The 18,804-nt window shown below is 56.9% G+C and carries 24 protein-coding genes, 1 other RNA gene and 1 pseudogene; 18 read left to right on the top strand and 8 right to left on the bottom strand.

Going from position 1 to position 18,804, the window contains the following annotated elements; all coding sequences use genetic code 11:
• Positions 1–193: 193 nt before the first annotated feature.
• Positions 194–1,867 carry a DNA repair protein RecN gene (gene recN, locus BLL36_RS18780; RefSeq protein ID WP_076952826.1) on the top strand — a complete coding sequence of 558 codons (1,674 nt, stop codon included), beginning with the start codon at positions 194–196 and terminating at the stop codon, positions 1,865–1,867.
• 85 nt (positions 1,868–1,952) lie between these two features.
• Here recN and fur read toward each other — a convergent pair whose 3' ends face one another.
• A complete protein-coding gene (gene fur / locus BLL36_RS18775) occupies positions 1,953–2,357 on the bottom strand; it encodes a ferric iron uptake transcriptional regulator (RefSeq protein ID WP_003194220.1) in 405 nt (134 codons plus the stop codon).
• 98 nt (positions 2,358–2,455) lie between these two features.
• On the opposite strand from fur, the gene BLL36_RS18770 reads away from it, so the two are divergent.
• Positions 2,456–2,983, top strand: coding sequence for an outer membrane protein assembly factor BamE (locus BLL36_RS18770; protein WP_076952825.1), 528 nt, complete (start codon positions 2,456–2,458; stop codon positions 2,981–2,983).
• A 63-nt stretch (positions 2,984–3,046) separates the two neighbouring features.
• Here the strand turns inward: BLL36_RS18770 and BLL36_RS18765 are convergent, their stop codons facing one another.
• The gene (locus BLL36_RS18765) at positions 3,047–3,349 is read right to left on the bottom strand and encodes an RnfH family protein (RefSeq protein WP_076952824.1); all 303 of its coding nucleotides are present in this window, start codon (positions 3,347–3,349) and stop codon (positions 3,047–3,049) included.
• Positions 3,342–3,776 carry a type II toxin-antitoxin system RatA family toxin gene (locus BLL36_RS18760; RefSeq protein WP_076952823.1) on the bottom strand — a complete coding sequence of 145 codons (435 nt, stop codon included), beginning with the start codon at positions 3,774–3,776 and terminating at the stop codon, positions 3,342–3,344. Before BLL36_RS18760 ends, BLL36_RS18765 begins: the two co-directional genes overlap by 8 nt.
• A gap of 166 nt (positions 3,777–3,942) precedes the next feature.
• Between BLL36_RS18760 and smpB the strand changes: the two genes are divergently transcribed.
• Positions 3,943–4,425, top strand: a complete 483-nt coding sequence (gene smpB / locus BLL36_RS18755; protein WP_049711476.1) for an SsrA-binding protein SmpB — start codon at positions 3,943–3,945, stop codon at positions 4,423–4,425.
• A 36-nt stretch (positions 4,426–4,461) separates the two neighbouring features.
• Here the strand turns inward: smpB and BLL36_RS18750 are convergent, their stop codons facing one another.
• Positions 4,462–5,229 carry an FCD domain-containing protein gene (locus BLL36_RS18750; protein WP_076952822.1) on the bottom strand — a complete coding sequence of 256 codons (768 nt, stop codon included), beginning with the start codon at positions 5,227–5,229 and terminating at the stop codon, positions 4,462–4,464.
• Between the two features lie 250 nt (positions 5,230–5,479).
• Between BLL36_RS18750 and BLL36_RS18745 the strand changes: the two genes are divergently transcribed.
• From BLL36_RS18745 to BLL36_RS18675, 15 genes and pseudogenes are all read left to right on the top strand, one after another.
• Entirely contained in the window at positions 5,480–7,174 is a 1,695-nt protein-coding gene (locus tag BLL36_RS18745) for a lactate permease LctP family transporter (protein ID WP_076952821.1), read from the top strand.
• A gap of 69 nt (positions 7,175–7,243) precedes the next feature.
• Positions 7,244–10,054, top strand: coding sequence for an FAD-binding and (Fe-S)-binding domain-containing protein (locus BLL36_RS18740; RefSeq protein WP_076952820.1), 2,811 nt, complete (start codon positions 7,244–7,246; stop codon positions 10,052–10,054).
• Between the two features lie 136 nt (positions 10,055–10,190).
• Positions 10,191–10,469, top strand: coding sequence for a hypothetical protein (locus BLL36_RS18735; protein WP_076952819.1), 279 nt, complete (start codon positions 10,191–10,193; stop codon positions 10,467–10,469).
• Positions 10,470–10,573: 104 nt separating this feature from the next.
• Positions 10,574–10,970, top strand: a transfer-messenger RNA (tmRNA) gene (ssrA, locus tag BLL36_RS18730).
• 114 nt (positions 10,971–11,084) lie between these two features.
• Entirely contained in the window at positions 11,085–11,822 is a 738-nt protein-coding gene (locus tag BLL36_RS18725) for a hypothetical protein (protein ID WP_076952818.1), read from the top strand.
• A 162-nt stretch (positions 11,823–11,984) separates the two neighbouring features.
• The gene (locus tag BLL36_RS18720) at positions 11,985–12,284 is read left to right on the top strand and encodes a hypothetical protein (protein ID WP_076952817.1); all 300 of its coding nucleotides are present in this window, start codon (positions 11,985–11,987) and stop codon (positions 12,282–12,284) included.
• A gap of 2 nt (positions 12,285–12,286) precedes the next feature.
• Positions 12,287–12,514, top strand: coding sequence for a BAR domain-containing protein (locus BLL36_RS18715; protein WP_076952816.1), 228 nt, complete (start codon positions 12,287–12,289; stop codon positions 12,512–12,514).
• Positions 12,515–12,606: 92 nt separating this feature from the next.
• Positions 12,607–12,936, top strand: coding sequence for a type II toxin-antitoxin system RelE/ParE family toxin (locus BLL36_RS18710; protein ID WP_076952815.1), 330 nt, complete (start codon positions 12,607–12,609; stop codon positions 12,934–12,936).
• Entirely contained in the window at positions 12,929–14,038 is a 1,110-nt protein-coding gene (locus tag BLL36_RS18705; protein WP_076952814.1) for an ImmA/IrrE family metallo-endopeptidase, read from the top strand. The genes BLL36_RS18710 and BLL36_RS18705 overlap by 8 nt, the downstream gene beginning before the upstream one ends.
• Before the next feature lie 129 nt (positions 14,039–14,167).
• Positions 14,168–14,386, top strand: a complete 219-nt coding sequence (locus BLL36_RS18700) for a hypothetical protein (protein WP_076952813.1) — start codon at positions 14,168–14,170, stop codon at positions 14,384–14,386.
• A 119-nt stretch (positions 14,387–14,505) separates the two neighbouring features.
• Positions 14,506–14,712: pseudogene (locus tag BLL36_RS30145) on the top strand (DUF2388 domain-containing protein); the annotation flags it as partial.
• A 174-nt stretch (positions 14,713–14,886) separates the two neighbouring features.
• Positions 14,887–15,105 carry a hypothetical protein gene (locus tag BLL36_RS18690; RefSeq protein WP_076952812.1) on the top strand — a complete coding sequence of 73 codons (219 nt, stop codon included), beginning with the start codon at positions 14,887–14,889 and terminating at the stop codon, positions 15,103–15,105.
• A 30-nt stretch (positions 15,106–15,135) separates the two neighbouring features.
• On the top strand, positions 15,136–15,333 hold the full coding sequence (locus BLL36_RS18685; RefSeq protein WP_076952811.1) for a DUF4224 domain-containing protein: 198 nt from the start codon (positions 15,136–15,138) through the stop codon (positions 15,331–15,333).
• A gap of 32 nt (positions 15,334–15,365) precedes the next feature.
• Positions 15,366–15,605 (top strand): excisionase, encoded by a 240-nt coding sequence (locus BLL36_RS18680; RefSeq protein ID WP_076952810.1) that lies wholly within the window; start codon positions 15,366–15,368, stop codon positions 15,603–15,605.
• Positions 15,602–15,832 carry a hypothetical protein gene (locus tag BLL36_RS18675; RefSeq protein WP_231998928.1) on the top strand — a complete coding sequence of 77 codons (231 nt, stop codon included), beginning with the start codon at positions 15,602–15,604 and terminating at the stop codon, positions 15,830–15,832. The genes BLL36_RS18680 and BLL36_RS18675 overlap by 4 nt, the downstream gene beginning before the upstream one ends.
• 383 nt (positions 15,833–16,215) lie before the next feature.
• On the opposite strand, the gene BLL36_RS18670 is transcribed toward BLL36_RS18675, so the two are convergent.
• The 4 genes from BLL36_RS18670 to BLL36_RS18655 are packed head-to-tail and all read right to left on the bottom strand — an operon-like array spanning position 16,216 to position 18,801.
• Positions 16,216–16,749, bottom strand: coding sequence for a glycoside hydrolase family 19 protein (locus tag BLL36_RS18670; protein WP_076952808.1), 534 nt, complete (start codon positions 16,747–16,749; stop codon positions 16,216–16,218).
• Positions 16,750–16,807: 58 nt separating this feature from the next.
• Positions 16,808–17,212 carry a tail fiber assembly protein gene (locus BLL36_RS30140; RefSeq protein ID WP_083735301.1) on the bottom strand — a complete coding sequence of 135 codons (405 nt, stop codon included), beginning with the start codon at positions 17,210–17,212 and terminating at the stop codon, positions 16,808–16,810.
• Positions 17,212–18,207: a hypothetical protein gene (locus BLL36_RS18660; protein WP_076952807.1), complete on the bottom strand. Its 996-nt coding sequence runs from the start codon at positions 18,205–18,207 to the stop codon at positions 17,212–17,214. The genes BLL36_RS30140 and BLL36_RS18660 overlap by 1 nt, the downstream gene beginning before the upstream one ends.
• A 3-nt stretch (positions 18,208–18,210) precedes the next feature.
• On the bottom strand, positions 18,211–18,801 hold the full coding sequence (locus tag BLL36_RS18655; RefSeq protein ID WP_076952806.1) for a YmfQ family protein: 591 nt from the start codon (positions 18,799–18,801) through the stop codon (positions 18,211–18,213).
• Between the last annotated feature and the right edge of the window lie 3 nt (positions 18,802–18,804).

The following is an 18,804-nucleotide window of genomic DNA, read 5'->3' as shown; positions in this document are numbered from 1 at the left end:
CCACAATTTCCAGGTTCAAGGGCGCAGGCGTTACCAAAAGTCTTTCGATTGACCCTCATCAATTCTTACCGGGTCATTCCTGATTGCGCTTAAAAAACGCTCAAACCAAGCAAATCAAGCTAAGCGTCAGGATTGTCAGCCCCGGACAAAACACTGTATAAATAACCAGACCTAAAGCCTGGGAGCGGCCGTCATGCTCGTGCACTTGTCCGTACATAACTACGCCATCGTTGAACACCTGGATCTTGAACTGGATCGCGGGATGAGCGTAATCACAGGCGAAACCGGCGCCGGCAAGTCGATCATGCTCGACGCCCTGGGCCTTACCCTGGGTGATCGTGCCGACAGCGGCGTGGTGCGCCCCGGTGCGGACAAGGCCGACATCCTCGCCACCTTCGACCTGGCGGATATCCCCGAGGCCGAAACCTGGCTGGCCGAGCGCGACCTTAATAATGAAGGCCCGTGCATCCTGCGCCGGGTCATCACGGCGGAAGGCCGCTCACGCGGGTATATCAATGGCACACCTTGCCCGCTTGGCGATCTGAAGGCGCTGGGCGAGTTGCTGATCGACATCCACAGCCAGCATGAACATCAGTCCCTGCTGAAAACCGACACCCACCGCCGCCTGCTCGATGAATATGCGGGCGCCACCGACCTTGCGCGCCAGGTACAGCTTGCCGCTCAGCGCTGGCGCCAGACCCGCCAGGAGCTGGAGCGACTCTCCAATTCCGGCGATGAACAACGCGCTCGCCACCAATTGCTCAGCTATCAGCTCGAAGAGCTGGAAAGCCTGGGCCTGGGCGAGACCGAGCTTGAACAACTCGAACAGGAACACAAGAACCTCACCAACGCCGAAACCCTGCTGGGTATTTGCCGCCAGGTGGTGGAGCAATGCAGCGAGAGTGATTCCGGCAACGTGCTCAACGCACTGACCGCCAGCCTCAATCGCCTGTCCAGCGTGAACAACGCGTCCGACTCGCTGAGTGAAGCAACGACCTTGCTCACCAGTGCGCAGATCCAGGTCGAGGAAGCCGTCGGCGAACTCAACCGCTTCCTGGATCACTTCGACGCCGACCCGGCACGCTTGCAGGAAATAGAAGAACGCCTGGACACCATCTATACCCTGGCGCGCAAACATCGCATCCAGCCCACCGAAGTGGCGGCAATGCAGCAAAAGTTGATGGATGAAATCGAAACGCTGAACGCCAACGATGAATCCATCGAACGCCTGGGTGAGGAGCTCGCCTCTTTCGCCCGCCATTATCAGGAGAAAGCACGCGAACTGAGCGATCTGCGCCAGCAAGCGGCCACCGGCCTGGCGAGCGCGGTGGAATTGGAAATCCAGCGCCTGGGCATGCCGGGCGGGCGCTTCACCATTGAATTGCGCGCCAACGCCAGCAACGAACTGCAGCCTCACGGCCTGGAACAGGTCGAACTTCTGGTCAGCGCCAACCCTGGGCAACCGCTCAAGGCGCTGGCAAAAGTGGCATCCGGCGGCGAGCTGTCACGGATCAGCCTGGCGATTCAAGTGATTACCGCGCAAACCTCTCGGGTACCAACGCTGGTATTTGACGAAGTCGACGTGGGGATTGGCGGGCCGACCGCGGAAATTGTCGGCCAACTGCTGCGACGCCTGGGGGATAGAGGCCAGGTGCTTACGGTCACCCACCTGCCGCAAGTCGCGGCCCAAGGGCATCAGCACTTGTTTGTGCATAAGGTGCGAGGCAGTGATGCGACGCACACGGCCGTGTCCAAGCTGAACAAGTCGGAACGCGTGGAGGAAGTGGCGCGCATGCTCGGTGGTATTGATTTGACCAAGGAATCGCTGGCGCACGCGAAGAAGATGGTCGTGGCGGCGAAGGCCTGATCGGGTAAATTTTCCTCTATAGAAAGCACGAAGGCGACCATAAGGTCGCCTTCGATCGTTTTGCAGCGTAAATCTGCAGCGCTTGTTACTTTTTCTTACGGATGTACAGGACCAGGTTATGGTCGACCAAATCGAAGCCGTGCTCTTCAGCAATCTTATGCTGCAGCGCTTCGATCTCAGGGCTGGTGAACTCGATAACCTCATTGGTATCCAGGTCAACCATGTGGTCGTGATGACCACCGTCAGCCAATTCGAACACTGCATGACCGCCGTCGAAATTATGACGAACCACCAGCCCAGCGGCTTCAAACTGGGTCAGCACACGGTAAACCGTGGCCAGACCAACGTCCTCGTTAGACTCCATCAGCGCCTTGTAGACATCCTCGGCACTCATGTGGCGCTGCTCAGCAGAATCGAGCATTTGTAGAATCTTGACTCGTGGCAGAGTCACTTTGAGACCGGCTTTGCGTAGTTCGCTATTTTCAACCATGGTTAGCTTTCTCGCGGATGCTGCTTCGCAGCTTCTCTTAATACGGGTATGATCGGCGTTTACGTTGTCCCAGCCAAGATAGTGGAAGTCGCCCACCGATGCAAAACACCAAGCTCTTGCTAACCAGTTTCACCTTTGTGGGACTGCTCGCACTCGCCGGTTGTTCATTCCCCGGGGTTTACAAAATCGACATCCAGCAGGGCAATGTCGTCACGCAGGACATGATAGACCAGTTACGCCCCGGAATGACCCGACGGCAAGTACGGTTTATCATGGGGAACCCCCTGCTGACCGACACTTTCCATGCCGATCGCTGGGATTATCTCTACAGCCTCCAGCCTGGTGGCGGTGAACGCCAGCAGGAGCGTGTCAGTGTCATTTTCAATGGCAATGACCAGCTCGTCAGCCTGTCCGGTGACTTCATGCCCGGCGTAAGCCGTGATGAAGCCTTGCTCGGCAAGGACAACGGCACCAATGTCACCGCGCCTGCGAAGGAAGGCGAGCAGCCGAAGTCCGAAGTTCCGGCCAAGCCTGGCTCCTTGCTCGACAAGATCCAGAAGGACGTCGACGGCGTCGAAACTGTGCCCGTCCCGACGCCACAGCCTCTGGACACCAGCCCGCAGTAACTGTGCGGCGCCCAACAAAAAGCCCGGCATGCCGGGCTTTTTGCTGCCTGCCACTTGGCGGGCTTATGAATGCTGCTGCCTGGCAAGCGCCGCCTTGGCTGCACGCAGTCGGCGCACTTCTTTCGGGTCCGCCAGCAACGGCCGGTAAATTTCAATACGATCACCCGCTTGTACGGCGCTCATATCAGCGTCCGCGACTACCTTGCCGAATATCCCCAAAGGGCAATCAGCCAGGTTCAGGTCGGGAAACTGCTGCGCAATACCCGACGCCTGCACCGCTGCCCGCAGACTGATGCCCACCGGTACCGCCACCGTCAATAACACCTGGCGATCTTCGGCGGCATACACCACCTCAACCTCAACCATGCAATTGCTTGGCCCGTTCGCAGAACGCATCGACCAGCGTATTGGCCGCCTGATTGAACAAAGGCCCCAACGTCGCTCGAATGATCGGCCCGGCGTAATCAAAAGAAAGATCCAGGCTGATTTTGCAGGCCTTATCCGTCAGCGCCTTGAATACCCAGACCCCGTGCAGTTGGGTAAACGGCCCTTCCTGCAGGTTCATTTCGATGGACTTCCCAGGTACCAGCACATTGCGCGTAACAAAGTGCTGGCTAAGACCGCCCTTCGCGACCCCGACACTGGCGACCATGTGCTCATCACTGCTTTCCAGCACTTCGGCGGTTGAGCACCAAGGCAGGAATTCCGGATAACGCGCCACGTCGTTGACCAGGTCATAAAGCGCCTGTGCCGGATAGGGCAGCAGCGCCGAACGTTGAATATGCGTCGTCATGTGTGCGTTATTTCCACTGCTGAGGCAAAACATCGCGAAAGAACAGCCCGATCCGCGAGAGAAAAAACCAGAGAACTGCCCGCATTGTCCGGGATTCGGACAACACGCTCAAGCACGCAGGTTGACCGTAGCCTACTCGCGCGCAACTCCCTATAATGCCGCCCCTATGGCTAAACAAAAGAAACACCCCACAGGGACCATCGCGCAAAATAAAAAGGCGCGACACGATTACTTCATCGAACATCGGTTCGAGGCTGGTCTGGTCCTGGCCGGCTGGGAAGTAAAGAGTCTGCGTGCCAGCAAGCTGCAGCTGGTCGACAGTTATGTGCTGCTCAAGGACGGCGAGGCGTGGCTGCTCGGCAGTCATATCACCCCGCTGACCACGGCGAGCACCCACGTGATTGCCGACCCGGTGCGCACGCGCAAGCTACTGCTCAACGCACGCGAACTTGAAAAGCTCGCTTCCGCCGTACAGCAGAAGGGCTATGCCTGCATCTGCCTGTCCTGGTACTGGAGCAAGCATCTGGTCAAGTGCGAAATTGCCCTGGGCAAGGGCAAGAAGGAGTACGACAAGCGTGATACCGAACGCGAGCGTGACTCCAATCGTGAGCTGCACCGCGCCGTGCGCAACAAGGGCAAGGAAGATTGATCCTTGCAGTGATGTAGCCTAGGGAGCCTCCCTCGGCTACATCCCCTTGCGCCGCTCCGCACGCGCCACGCGCTGTACCTCTTGACGCACCTCCTCCAACACTTCCTGCACATACAGCAGGTGCCGTGTTGAAACCTCGCGTGCCTGCTCGGCCCGCCCTTCGATAATCGCCAGGTACAAATCCCGATGCTGACTGATCAGCATGTCGCGGGTTTCCGTACGCTGCTGATACATGCCACCGATGTTGGTCACCACGTTACGTTTGAGCAGGTCGAACAAGCCGCGAATGGTGTGCAGCAATACCGCGTTGTGGCTGGCCTCGGCGATTGCCAAGTGAAACCTCGCATCCGCCGCGCCCTCCTCCAGTCGACTCACTTCATCGGAGCGGGTGTAGCAATCCTGCAGCGCTTCGAACGCCGCCGTAAGCCGCTCGCGATCGACTTCGGTGGCGCGCTGCGCTGCGTAATAGGCGCAAGAAGCTTCGAGCGTTTGCCGAAATTCCAGCAGATCACGCTGAGCCTCGGGATTGTTTTCCAACAGATGCAGCAGCGGGTCACTGAATGTGGAGCCCAGAGATTCAGCCACATAGTTGCCGCCGCCCTGACGACTGACGAGCAAGCCCTTGGCCGCCAGTTTCTGGATCGCCTCGCGTAAAGATGGGCGCGACACCCCAAACTGCTCGGCCAACGCGCGCTCGGCCGGCAAGCGCTCACCCGACTTCAGCGTGCCCTCAAGGATCATGCCCTCCAGCTGCTCGACGATATCGTCAGACAAACGGCGCTGACGCACCTGATCAAACCCCATCACTCACTCTCCACCATCCCGACCACTCGCCGGCGGCTCCATTCTGGCCTATCGCAGCGCTGGCAGCACCTATCAGAACGCCTTCATTTCAGCCGACCAGCGAGCCCCGCTCGACCACTTACGACCAAAGTTTCGTAAGCGGCAAATTGACACATCCCTGCCAAGGCTTTTACTCTAGCCCACAGCGACTGTAAATTGGTATTACCAATTAACCAAGCTGACCAAACAACAACAATCAGGGCCATCCCCCATGCAAACCTGGCAACAGCTCTATAGCCCGCTCGGCAGCCTCGGCCTGTCCGCACTGGCGGCCGTCATTCCGATCGTATTCTTCTTCCTGGCTCTGGCCGTGTTTCGCCTCAAAGGCCACGTGGCCGGCAGCATCACCTTGGCGCTGTCGATCCTGGTGGCGATCTTTGCCTTCCAGATGCCGGTGGACATGGCACTCGCCGCCGCCGGTTACGGCTTTGCCTATGGTCTGTGGCCAATTGCGTGGATCATTGTCGCTGCGGTTTTCCTCTACAAACTCACGGTCAAAAGCGGCCAGTTCGAGATTATCCGCAGCTCGGTGCTGTCGATCACCGATGACCAGCGCCTGCAAGTGCTGCTGATCGGTTTCTGCTTCGGCGCCTTCCTCGAAGGCGCGGCCGGTTTCGGCGCTCCCGTGGCGATCACCGCCGCGCTGCTGGTCGGCCTGGGGTTCAACCCGCTGTACGCCGCCGGCCTGTGCCTGATCGCCAACACCGCCCCCGTGGCCTTCGGCGCACTGGGTATCCCGATTATCGTGGCCGGCCAAGTGACCGGCATTGACGCCTTCAAGATTGGCGCCATGACAGGCCGCCAGCTGCCGTTGTTGTCGCTGTTCGTGCCGTTCTGGCTGGTGTTCATGATGGACGGCGTGCGCGGCGTTCGCGAAACCTGGCCGGCGGCGCTGGTTGCGGGCCTGAGTTTTGCCATCACCCAGTACTTCACCTCCAACTTCATCGGCCCGGAACTGCCGGACATCACCTCGGCGCTCGCCAGCCTGATCGCCCTCACGCTATTCCTGAAAGTCTGGCAACCCAAGCGCACCGCCGGTGCACAGATTGCCGGCGCCACCTCCAGCGCAGCGGTCACCGCCAGCGCCGGAGGTTTCGGCCTGCCACGCAACACGGCGGTCTCACCCTACAGCCTGGGGCAAATTTTCAAGGCGTGGTCGCCGTTCCTGATTCTCACCGTGCTGGTCACCCTCTGGACGCTCAAACCGTTCAAGGCGATGTTCGCCGCCGGCGGCTCGATGTACAGCTGGGTGTTCAACTTCGCGATCCCCCACTTGGATCAACTGGTGGTCAAGGTCGCACCGATCGTGACCAACCCCACCGCGATCCCGGCCGTGTTCAAGCTGGACCCGATTTCAGCGACCGGCACGGCGATTTTCTTCTCCGCCCTGATCTCGATGCTGGTGCTGAAGATAGACCTTAAAACTGGTCTTACCACTTTAAGAGAGACCTTCTACGAGCTCCGTTGGCCAATCCTGTCCATCGGCATGGTGCTGGCGTTCGCCTTTGTCACCAACTACTCGGGCATGTCTTCAACCATGGCATTGGTGTTGGCCGGCACAGGGGCTGCCTTCCCGTTCTTCTCGCCTTTCCTCGGTTGGCTGGGGGTTTTCCTGACAGGCTCCGACACGTCGTCCAACGCCCTGTTCAGCTCGCTGCAAGCCACCACCGCGCATCAGATCGGCGTAAATGACACCTTGCTGGTGGCCGCGAATACCAGCGGCGGCGTCACCGGCAAGATGATCTCGCCCCAGTCGATCGCCGTGGCCTGCGCCGCCACCGGCCTGGTGGGCAAGGAGTCCGACCTGTTCCGCTTCACGCTCAAACACAGCCTGTTCTTTGCCACGATCGTCGGGCTGATTACCCTGGCCCAGGCGTACTGGTTCACCGGTATGCTGGTGCACTAGGCCTGCACGTAACAGAGTAAGAATCGACGCCGGACACCGATGCCGGCGTCAGCTATTTCTGGAGGACCGATGAGCCTGCCTGCTGCTTTCCTGAGCGACGTCGCACACCTGATTCCGAATGATCGGCGTTTCGACGACCCACTTTCCACGCTCGCTTTCGGCACCGACGCCAGCTTTTACCGACTGATCCCACAGCTGGTGATCCGCGTGGAGTCGGAAGATGAAGTCGTGGCGCTGTTACAGCTGGCCCAACGCGACCGCGTACCCGTGACTTTCCGCGCAGCCGGCACCAGCCTGTCCGGGCAGGCCATCAGCGACTCGGTGCTGATCGTGTTGGGTGACAACTGGAACGGCCGCGAAATTCGTGGGCAAGGCACGCAGATTCGCTTGCAGCCCGGTGTCATCGGTGCCCAGGCCAATGCGTGGCTGGCGCCGTTCGGGCGCAAGATCGGGCCAGACCCGGCGTCGATCAACGCCTGCAAAATCGGCGGGATCGTCGCCAACAATGCCAGCGGCATGTGCTGCGGCACGGCGCAGAATACCTACCACACCCTGGCGGGCATACGCCTGGTACTGGCTGACGGCAGCCGCCTGGACACTGAAGATGCAAACAGCGTCGCGGCGTTTCGTGAACAACACGGGCCGTTGCTTGAGCGCCTGGCGTCGCTGGGCCGCGAGACGCGGGCAAATGCTGAATTGGCAGCCAAAATCCGCCACAAATACCGTCTGAAAAATACCACTGGGCTGTCACTCAATGCCCTGGTGGATTTCGATGAGCCGCTGGATATCCTCAGCCATCTGCTGGTGGGCTCCGAGGGAACGCTCGGGTTTATCAGTGCGGTCACTTACGACACGGTGGTTGATCACCCGAACAAAGCGTCGGCGCTGATCGTGTTCCCGGATGTCGAAACCTGCTGCAACGCGGTCACCGTTCTCAAAACCCAACCGGTCTCCGCCGTCGAGCTGCTGGACCGACGCAGCATGCGCTCGGTACAGGACAAGCCGGGCATGCCCGCTTTCGTACAGCAACTATCGGAAAATGCCTGCGCACTGCTGATCGAATCCCGCGCTGCTTCAACGGCCTTGCTGCATGAGCAACTGGCGCTGATCATGGATTCCCTGGCCGGTTTCCCTGTGGAAAAACAGGTCGACTTCACCGAAGACCCACTGGAAAACGCCCGCCTGTGGGCAATCCGCAAAGACACCTTCCCCGCCGTCGGCGCTGTGCGTAAAACCGGCACCACGGTGATCATCGAGGATGTGACCTTCCCGGTTGAGCAATTGGCAATCGGGGTCAATCGCTTGATCGAACTGTTCGACAAACATCACTACGACGAAGCGATTCTTTTCGGGCACGCGCTGGAAGGCAATCTGCACTTTGTCTTCACCCAGGGCTTCAACAGCACGGAAGAAATCACACGCTACCAAGCGTTCATGGACGACGTGGCGCAACTGGTGGCGGTAGAGTTTGGTGGCTCGCTGAAAGCCGAACACGGCACCGGCCGCAATATGGCGCCGTTTGTCGAGCTGGAATGGGGCAGCGATGCCTACCAATTGATGTGGCAACTCAAGCGTCTGCTCGACCCCAATGGCATCCTCAACCCGGACGTGGTGCTCAGCGAAGATCCGCAAATCCACCTGAAACACCTCAAGCCGCTGCCCGCCGCCGACGAGCTGGTGGATAAGTGCATCGAATGTGGCTTCTGCGAACCGGTGTGCCCCTCGAAAGGCCTGACCTTGAGCCCGCGCCAACGCATCGTGATCTGGCGCGACATTCAGGCGAAAAAGCGCGCCGGCGTCGACACCACCGAACTGGAAGCCGCGTATCACTACCAGGGCATCGACACCTGCGCCGCCACCGGCCTGTGCGCTCAACGCTGCCCTGTGGGAATCAATACCGGCGACCTGGTGAAAAAACTGCGCAGCCGTGAAGCCGACCGTACGAAAACGGCCGAATGGCTCGCCAGCCATTTCTCCACTGCGCTGCAAGGTGCGCGCTTTACGCTGCACGTGGCCAATGGTGCACGCATGCTGCTGGGCGCGCCGCGTCTGGCCAAGCTATCGGCCACTGTCACCCGGTTGTCCAAGGGGCAGATCCCGCAGTGGACCAACGCCATGCCACAGCCGGAAAAAGCCATCCGCTTCAGCCCCGCCGTGACGGACGAACGGCCAAGGGTGGTCTACCTGGCCGCCTGCGTCTCCCGCGCCATGGGCCCGGCGGCGGGGGATAAAGAGCAGATGTCGCTGTACGACAAAACCCGCGGCCTGCTGGAAAAAGCCGGTTACCAAGTGGTGCTCCCCGAGAACCAGGACAGCCTGTGTTGCGGTCAGCCCTTCGCCTCCAAAGGCTATGCCGAACAAGCCGAACACAAGCGCCAGGAACTGCTCGGCGCCCTGCTCCACGCCAGCCGCGGCGGGCTCGACCCGATCTACTGCGACACCAGCCCCTGCACACTGCGCCTGGTGCAGGACCTGGGCGAAACCCGCCTGGACCTCTACGACCCCGTACGCTTTATCCGCACCCACTTGATGGATCGTCTCGACTTCACGCCCCAGGAGGCGCCCATCGCCGTGCACGTCACCTGCAGCACCCAACATTTGGGCGAAAGCCAGGCCCTGATCGACCTGGCCCGGCGCTGCGCCAAGACCGTAGTGATTCCGGAAGGCATCCACTGCTGCGGATTCGCCGGCGACAAAGGCTTCACCACACCGCAACTCAACGCCCATGCACTGCGCAGCCTCAAAAATGCCGTGCAATATTGCAGTGAAGGCATCTCCACCAGCCGCACCTGCGAGATCGGCCTGAGCCAGCATGGCGGCATTGATTATCACGGCCTGGTCTACCTGGTTGACCGCGTCACCCAGGCCCGCGCCCATTGATCCAGCAAAAAAATAGAACCCTTAAGCGCTGGCGCAGTCATCTGCATAGGCCTCGACAGACGAGGCCCATCAGTGATGTCGCTGGCAGCCGTTGAACGCCAGCAGCGTCGAGCCCTTTTGCGCAAGGAGATACCTTATGAAGCGTTCCGCTCTGGCTGGCTTGTTCATTACCGCTGCGATGCTGGCGTCCCCTGTGTTTGCTGCGGGCGACAAAGACCTCTGCGAGATCAACCTGAACAAAATCAACAACGGCAAGGCACTGCTCGCTACCGACACCAGTGGCAAAAGCGGCGAGATAGACACCGCCGTCTCCCAAGCCAAGGCCGCCCACGCCGCCGGTGATGAGAAAAAGTGCATCGAAATCACCTCCAAGGCCCTGCAAGACCTGCAGAACAACGACAAAGGCGGCGAATAGGTTGCCCTGTCACGCAGGACCAACCTTCGGGTTGGCCTTCCGTGACGGTTTGGAGTACACTGCACGAGCTTGTCACTCACTAAGAAACAACGAGTTACAAGCACGGGGCCGTTTAGGATTCGACGCCGGTCGCGAAACTTTAGGTGCATGCCGAGTTGGTAACAGAACTCGTAAATCCACTGTTGCAACTACTTATAGTTGCCAATGACGAAAACTACGGCCAGGAATTCGCTCTCGCTGCGTAAGCAGCCTTAGCCCTGAGCTTCTGGTACCTTCGGGTCCAGCAATCACCAGGGGATGTCTGTAAACCCAAAGTGATTGTCATATAGAACAGAATCGCCGTGCAGTACGTTGTGGACGAAGCGGCTAAAACTTACACAACTCGCCCAAAGCACCCTGCCCTTCGGGTCGCTGCGGGTTAACTTAATAGAAACGGCTACGCATGTAGTACCGACAGCGGAGTACTGGCGGACGGGGGTTCAAATCCCCCCGGCTCCACCAAATTAGCTTTATAAATCAGGCACTTAGCGTTTACCGCAGGTGCCTTTTTTGTGCCTGACGGGCCCGGATTGGCTCGGTTATGCCAGCTTAATGACAGCTTGGGGGAAATGGCGAATGAGCGAGATAAACAACCCTGTGGGCCGCCTACTGGACTATATGAATGCGGCCTTGCGCATCAAAGGAGACCTGGTCGCGTGTGACGCTTGGGCGGCGCTACTACAATGCGAAAAAGATGATCCCTTAGCCATAGCAAAGGGCCTTCGGGAGTTTTCCGATCTAGTTGACACATGCGAAACCGCGCTCCGAGAGCATGTCACAGGTGACCCGAGTCTCTATCTCGCCCCGCTGAAAAATGTACGCGCCATGGTATCCAAATTTACATTCAATCAAGCCTGGCAGGCATGCCGAAACCATATTGATGCCGGCACAATGCAGGGATTGTCTTTTGGTCATCAGAACTTGAGCAACTCCTATCCTACTGCCGATACTCAAGTTCAACAGGACATTCTTGCCTTCGTCGAAAAACTCGAAGGTTTGCTAAAGGAGTGCCTGGCATCAGACCTCTCCGAGGAGCTCAAGGCTCTTTTCGTGAGACACCTTGAGGCAATACGTGCAAGTTTGTTGATTTACTTAGCAGGCGGGCCTGACAAGATTCAGGAAGCTTCAGACCAAGCCGTAGGCGCTTTTGTTAAGAGCTTACCCTCTGTTGAAAGCTCATCAGCTGAGGGACAGTCCTTAGCAAAAAAAGTAATCGAGCATTTCAGCTCCGTAAATCAAATTCTTGCTAAGACACATGAAATGGTGGCGCTGGCGTCACCTATGATCGAAAAACTACTGCCACTGCTCCATTGAGACCAGATATTGCTGGCCAAAACTGCTTCGCTAGCAACTCGATAGCAGAACGCCAATACTCGACTCTAGTACTCCGTACGCGCCTTCTGCAGGTACTACAGCAATTTTACGGATCAAAGACCAGCCATGCGGCATGTTGCGGTGAGCTGACAGGAGGCCAGCGTGGAGCAGTTCACAAATACCGTCACAAAGCGCATAGGTATTGTTTTGTTGCTGGTCGGCCTGATTATTCTATCGATTGGTCTTTACGATATGAGCGGGCGCTACCTGAGCTTGGACCGTTTTTCTGAACGGTGGCTAGATGTGATCAGCTGGAATAAATATCGCGTCAGGCAGTACCCGGCGGTCTTTTACGGTAGCTACCTTGTGATAATTGGGCTTTTCTTGTCAGTCCTGTATGACAAGGTAATCGGCCGGGTCGTGCAGTGGATTTTGACTGGCCAAACTAAACGAGAGCGCTGACCATGCCTCTGACCAAAGCCAACCAGCAGCTGCGCCGCGACCTCAAGGCTATAGCGCTCAACCTCGAGCAGTCCTGTGTCGACCTGGGAAAGCTTGCGGAAAAGCTCAGCGACGCCGACGCCATAGCCCTGGCGGGACTGGTGGGTACGCTTTACGAGGAATCCAGCAGGCTGGCTGGGTATGCGGATGAAGTGAAGGCGAGAAGGATCGTGCGAGGGAAGGCTCAGTGATGTGTAAAATGGCCTTTTTGTGACTTCTCGTCGCTTTATAGCATCTAATCTTTACCTGATAGGTAAAGAAGGGTAGCCTTTAGGAGTGAAGCTTGAAACTGGACTTCAAAGACAAAAAGCTTCGCGATCTATGTGAGCAAAGCCGTGTTGCGGAGAAAAAGCTAGGAGCTGATTCGGCCCGTAAATTGAGATCTAGGCTTTCTGATATTGAAGCCGCGACCACAGTTCTCGATCTCGTTGCTGGCGCCCCCCACCCCCTTAAGGGCGACAGGAAAAATCAGTTCTCAGTCAGTTTGGCCGGCGGATGCAGGATTGTATTCGAGCCCGATCACGACCCACTCCCGCTGCGCGACGATCAGTCTTTGGACTGGTCTCAAGTATTTGATGTGAAAGTTATTTTTATCGGAGATTACCATGAGTGATTTGGCCGTTTCGTTTGCGCCAGATTGGGTGTCCCCGCCTGGCGACACCATCCTCGACCTCATCGAGGAGAAGGAATGGACTCAGGATGAGCTAGCTACAAGGCTCGGGGTGTCGGCAAAGCTTGTAAATCAGTTAATCAAAGGCAAGGCAGCATTAAGTCAGGATACAGCCCTCAAGCTTGAGCGCGTACTGGGCAGTACTGCTGCATTTTGGATTTCACGAGAGGCCCTCTATAGGGAGCAGCTATCTCGTGCAGAGTCCAAGGCGAAGCTTGGTCAATGGACGTCTTGGCTTGACTGCCTCCCTTTAAAGGAGCTGATGTCTTCAGGCGCTATTGAAAAATGCCGAATTGTTGAAAAAAACAAGCCCGGACTAGTAGAGCAATGTCTGAAGTTCTTCGGTGTCGCATCTCCTGACGAGTGGACAGATCACTATTCTGGAATGCAAGTAGCGTTCCGACGTAGCCGAGAGGACCAAAGCGATATCGCAGCTATTTCTTCTTGGCTTCGAATGGGTGAGATTGAGGCTGAACAGTTCTCTGGACCGAAATACGATCGAGATAAATTTGAAAAAGCCTTGATTGAAATTCGCTCCCTAACCACAAAGAGCCCCAAAGACTTTGAACCTCGAATGAGGTCGCTTTTCACTGACGCTGGTGTAGCGTTCGTACTCGTACCTGCCATTCCGAGATCTCATGTAAGCGGCGTTGCCAGGTGGCTTAACCCTCACAGGCCGCTAATCCAGATGTCGCTTTATGGAAAAACGAACGATAAGTTTTGGTTCACCCTGTTCCATGAGTCAGCGCATATTTTGCTTCATGCTAACGAAAAGAAGTCTGTTTACCTCGACGATCCAAGCAAGCGAAACAACGAAGATCCGAAGGAGATAGAGGCAAACGATTGGGCAGGAAACTTTATGATTCCAAAGCAGTATTCGCACGCTTTGGCTGGGTTGAAGACCAGAGATGCGGTACAGATCTTTGCACGCCAGATCGGAGTTCATCCGGGAATTGTCGTGGGTCGACTTCAGCATGATGGGTTGATAGAAGTGTCCTGGATGAATGACTTGAAGCAAAGCTTCAGGTTCGCCGAAACCAATTAAATCCAAAGCCCGGCCCAGCGCCGGGCTTCTTGTATCTAGGCTCATCTCCTTCGGTCAATCTGGCGATCAGCGGCCATGACTCCACATTCTCATGCGCTAAAATCGAGCTGAGCTATGAAGGAAATGCCCATGGACAAGTCGAAAACCGCAGAAGAGATGCGAGCGCTTCTAATCAGCCAGCGTCCCGACCTGAAAGATGATCTCGCGAAAATATCAGACCTCGAGTTGCTGCGACTCATGGCCGGCATCTACAAAAGCTCGATTGATATCAAAGCGGCTGAGCTGATTGAGATCGAGAAGCAGCTGGAAGAGGCTGCCAAGGCGCTCTTTTCTCCTGTACTCCACTGATCTCAACGCACATTCAACACAATGAACTCGGCCAAAGGTACCTTGCGCATCAGCGAATAAACCATCGCCGGGCTTCTCGTATGTGGTGGTCCACTGCTCTGCTATGGTAGCGTCCTTAGATCGCAATGGGAGCAACCACATCTCTCACGACCGAGCCGCCAAAGATTTTCAAGTCAGCCAAGACTGACGCTTTGGCATTCATCGGTTCGGACGGCGAGATACGGGGAGCCCAGTTTGAACAGGCCTACCGGTACTACCGCGCGACCAATGCCTCCCCGCTGATGTCGGACATGCAACTGGCCCAGGCGATAGCAACCTCCCACTGAGCGTAACCTTTCACGACCTTTTCACAGTCGACCGCCTATCGTCATCTCAGCTCCTAGTGAACCTCCCTTTAAGCCCGCACTCCCCATCGCGGGATTTTCTTTGTCTGCGATTTGCCTGGATCGGCCGCGTTAGGCTGGGCTACGCTCAGAGAATAACTGAATGGAGCCACTGCAATGCCCTCCCCGGAATATTCCCTTCCTGACACGCTCGAGCGCATCTACAAGAACCAGCTCGCCCTGGAGGCAGCCATCATGGAGTTAACTCTGTGGGCAGAGGACTGCAAAACCTCAAACGTAGGTGAGAACGTCCGCGGCGCCCTAGAGACGATCGGCGAGAACGCAGGGCATATCAAACAGGGCTTGGCGCGCATCAAGCAGAATGGAAAGATGTAGTCTGATCAGCCGTGCGCCTGGAGAAATCCGATGTTTTTAACGAGGGACGAAGTGGCGGAGCTCACTGGGTATCAAAAACCGAGTGCGCAAATCAGGTGGTTAGAGGCGCAACAGTTCGGATTTATCGTGGGTGGTGACGGCGTACCCAAAGTGCTACGCCAAGTCGTAATAAGTCGACTGGGAGGCCAGGCGACTCAGAAGAGAAGCCCTGAGCTCCGACTAAAATAGCGGCCGATATTAGCCTAGTGGCAGGTGAACTCATGACCAAATTGACTCTCTCAGAATGGGCAGCTGAAAACTATAAAACGCCGCCCAGTCCAAATACCCTACGCAAATGGGCCCGCGAAGGCCGCATTACACCTCACCCTATCAAGCACGGGCGCAATTACTACGTAGATGCGAATTCGCAGTACCTGAAACCCGAGAAGCTTGTGAGAAGAACTCACGGCGGTAATCTCATAGAAAGAGTGGAAGCAGCTCGGCGAGCCGTCGGATTATGAAAATTCTGTCCCAGATAACAGTAAGACTGCCGAGGCTCATGGAGGTCGGTGAATATCGAAAGCTGCGGTATGTCGGGAACAAGCCCAGCCTGCAGCAACTGAAGAAATGGATTGAAGAAGGCGAGATTATTGGTGAGATCACGGGAGGGATGTACTTCGTAGACGTACAGGCGGCAATAATGGGATCGAACGATCCGCTGCTCGCGCAGATGCTCAAAATTGACTGAATGCTCGCCAAGGCTCTGAGTCGTATCCTAGCTAGCCTTCGTTTTACCAGTAAATGCTACCAGTTGGACTAGAGTCTCTTGTGCAGTCTTGCTGGTCATAATCAGGAGAACGTTATGTCGAAATCGTCGGGCAGTAAGAGCGGTTCGGGATCATCAAGCAAGGGTAGCGGCAGTGCAGGAGGTGGCTCCAAGACTCCGGCAGTACCTAATCTGCCAAGCACCACGGGTAATCCTTCTGGTGGCGGCAGAGGGAATGCTCCACCGAAAGGAAAATAGTGTTTAGCGGCCATCCACACTTCGTGGCTGGCCTTTTTACGTTGAGCGACCAATCTTCGCACCTGCGCGCGCTACGACTGTAACTTGATCAAACTGGCACTGACCTCCTATGCCAACACCTTTTTCGCTATGTCCCAAAGCTGAAGGCGATCTTCTAATCCATTGAGCCCACCATTGATGCGCCGGGTGATCTTCACGAACTCTCCTTGATCTGCCAGGGTGTTCAAGCCACGGGTAGACCAGAACCAGGCCGCCGACATCGCGGCGTGCTGCGGCTGCTCCAGCAATGCGGGTTGATTGACCAGGTCAAGACCCAGCGCTTCACCGCACGCCGCGTAGTTCGCCCGGCCGGTGATCTGGATCAGGCCCCGCCCACGGTACTTTGAGCCGTCACCCGGCACAGTGTTGCCCAGATCAGCGCGCCCCTCGTAGCCGGCCTGCCGCGCGGTGGGGCCCCAGATCTCGCGCACGTGCCGCAGCTGTCCAGACTCGTGCCCGACCTGGGCGATGAATGCAGCGATGCGCAGCTTGGTCACGATCCCGTATTTGCCCATGGCAGAGTTCAGCGCCGGAACAAAAACGCCGGCTTGGCGACCGGCGTTGGGGAGTGTTTGCAACAACTGCTGCTCAGTGATCGGCATGGTTTTCTCCAGGCAAAAATAAACCCGCTCATGGCGGGTGATTGCTTCCGGCTATAGGTTAAGAAGGCTCAACCGGCCAAGTGATGCTCAGAGGGTAATCAGGCTGATCTGGCACACGATTGACTGCGACTCGGTATTGCTTCCATTTTTTGAGCAGTGCGACCTCGGCCGTGGTCGCTTCATCCAGGTCGGCAGCGTCCTGTAGCGGCGCGATGCGAATAGCAGCTACCGACAACAGATAGTCGCGCTGGCCGCGCGCCTGATTTGCCAGTTCTTCCAATGTCGGTTCGGGTGGGATAACTGGCGCCGGTGGCGGAACTTCAATCACTTTGAAGCCTCCCTCAATTGAAACCATCAACCCTGCACACATCCCTTCAATTGCTTCGAAGTACTGTTCCTCGGTTATCTCGATTCCGCCCTCAATAGGGTCCTGTTGCACAATTCCGGCGGCTGCATACGGCATTACTTGATCCTCATGTAATAAGTTGCGCCAATGTTGCGGGACCTGGTTTCATTGCCAGCCCGAGGAACTCCGTTGGTACCGTCATTCATAATCACCAGAAGACCGCCAGCAGTGAGCCGAAGAAACTCGCCGCCACTGGAAACGCCACTAGGGGCCGCCCGCATCGCGTTCGTGCCATCGCCAAACGTGTGTCCTTGGAACTGGTCGTCTTGAACAGTGCCGCTATTGCCCGCTCGCAGGTCCCGACGTTCGGTGTTGATAAGCCGCACTGCCTGCCCATTGATGGGGCTTCCAGAAAGACTGATAAGCGCTGTCGCGTTCACCAGCGGCGCTGTACCGGTCACACTTTCCGAACTCAAAACGCCGGTATTATATGAATCGCTCGCGGTGAGTTTTATGTACCGGTAACTAGAGTTTGTGGGTGGGGGAGACATTCCGTTTATGTGATCAAAAACCGCAATTGGCACACCAATAGGCTGAAGAGCCCAAGGATCACTAAGCGAGTTCGATGGAAGTTGATCTAAAAGAATTTGGTCTACACCGTCAAATAAAACGTCGGACACTTGATCCGCTACGAACACTGCAGGAACTTTAGCCCCGGTGGAATCGTACTGTTTTATCGGCTTGGCGCCCTTAGCCGATACGTTCAGCGTCGGATTCAGTCCAGAATTTACCGGGAACTTCACGGTGAACCGCTGGTTCGCCGCATAGGCAGAGATAGCCGGGGTCGGTGTCAGGGTGAGCGCTGTAGCGCTTCCTCCCGCCGTAAACGCCGTTGCCTTCTGCGACTGAACCAGCTTATAAATGGCCTGAAGCACCTGATCCTGTGTGCCTTTTACTGGCGTTACACCGGCGGCGGCCAAAACGCTGATGAATTCTTCTTGAACGTCGTTCAGAAAATCATCGGTCACAACCGTGGCCTGAATACCGCCTACCGGATCACCTTCAGTGAACTTGTTGTCGACCGTGGCGCCCGGCCCATCAATTCTGTGCATGCGTCAATCTCCGTAGGCGAAGAGCGCGATGGTGTGCGCTGGCTTCAATTGATTTATTTTGCATTCGAGGGTGTCATTGCCCCAGGTACGCAACCGTTCCCCTGCCGCAGACATCCCGGCACGGAAAGAAATGATCGAGGTTTCGGGAGCGCGAATAAGCCAGGTAAATACCCAGTCACCATTGGTGAGCGCGTCACCGGCGCGCGAAAGACCGGCCCGGAAGGGCCGGTACTCCTCAATAGTCACCGTGTAACCGAGCACGCCCGCCAGTTCGATGAAGTAACCCGCCGACTGCCCTCCAGTGCTGGATAGTTTCGCCAGCAGAGCGTTCTTCCGGCCTTGCAGCGTTTCTTCCAAAACACCGGAGCATTTATCGGGGAGGCCCGCGACCCTTTCCCAGTCGCTCAGCATCTCGTTGGTGGTGGAAGGATTGGCCTCCATTGGAAGCGCTTCGCCACGGTCATCTACCCGAGCCAGTTCAATCGACATACCGTCAAGCAGGTTGTGAAGCGTGGTTCCAGATTCTCGCGGTAATGCTTGTCCAGGAGGCAGCAGCGTTTTCAGCTGCTCAAGATAGTCGGCTGCTGTCGGCATTAA

Origin of the sequence: Pseudomonas cedrina subsp. cedrina (genome assembly GCF_001983175.1) — a bacterium.
GTDB lineage: Bacteria > Pseudomonadota > Gammaproteobacteria > Pseudomonadales > Pseudomonadaceae > Aquipseudomonas > Aquipseudomonas cedrina.
Note: the sequence above shows the minus strand (reverse complement) of the source record. Positions and strands in the feature narration are given on the sequence as shown.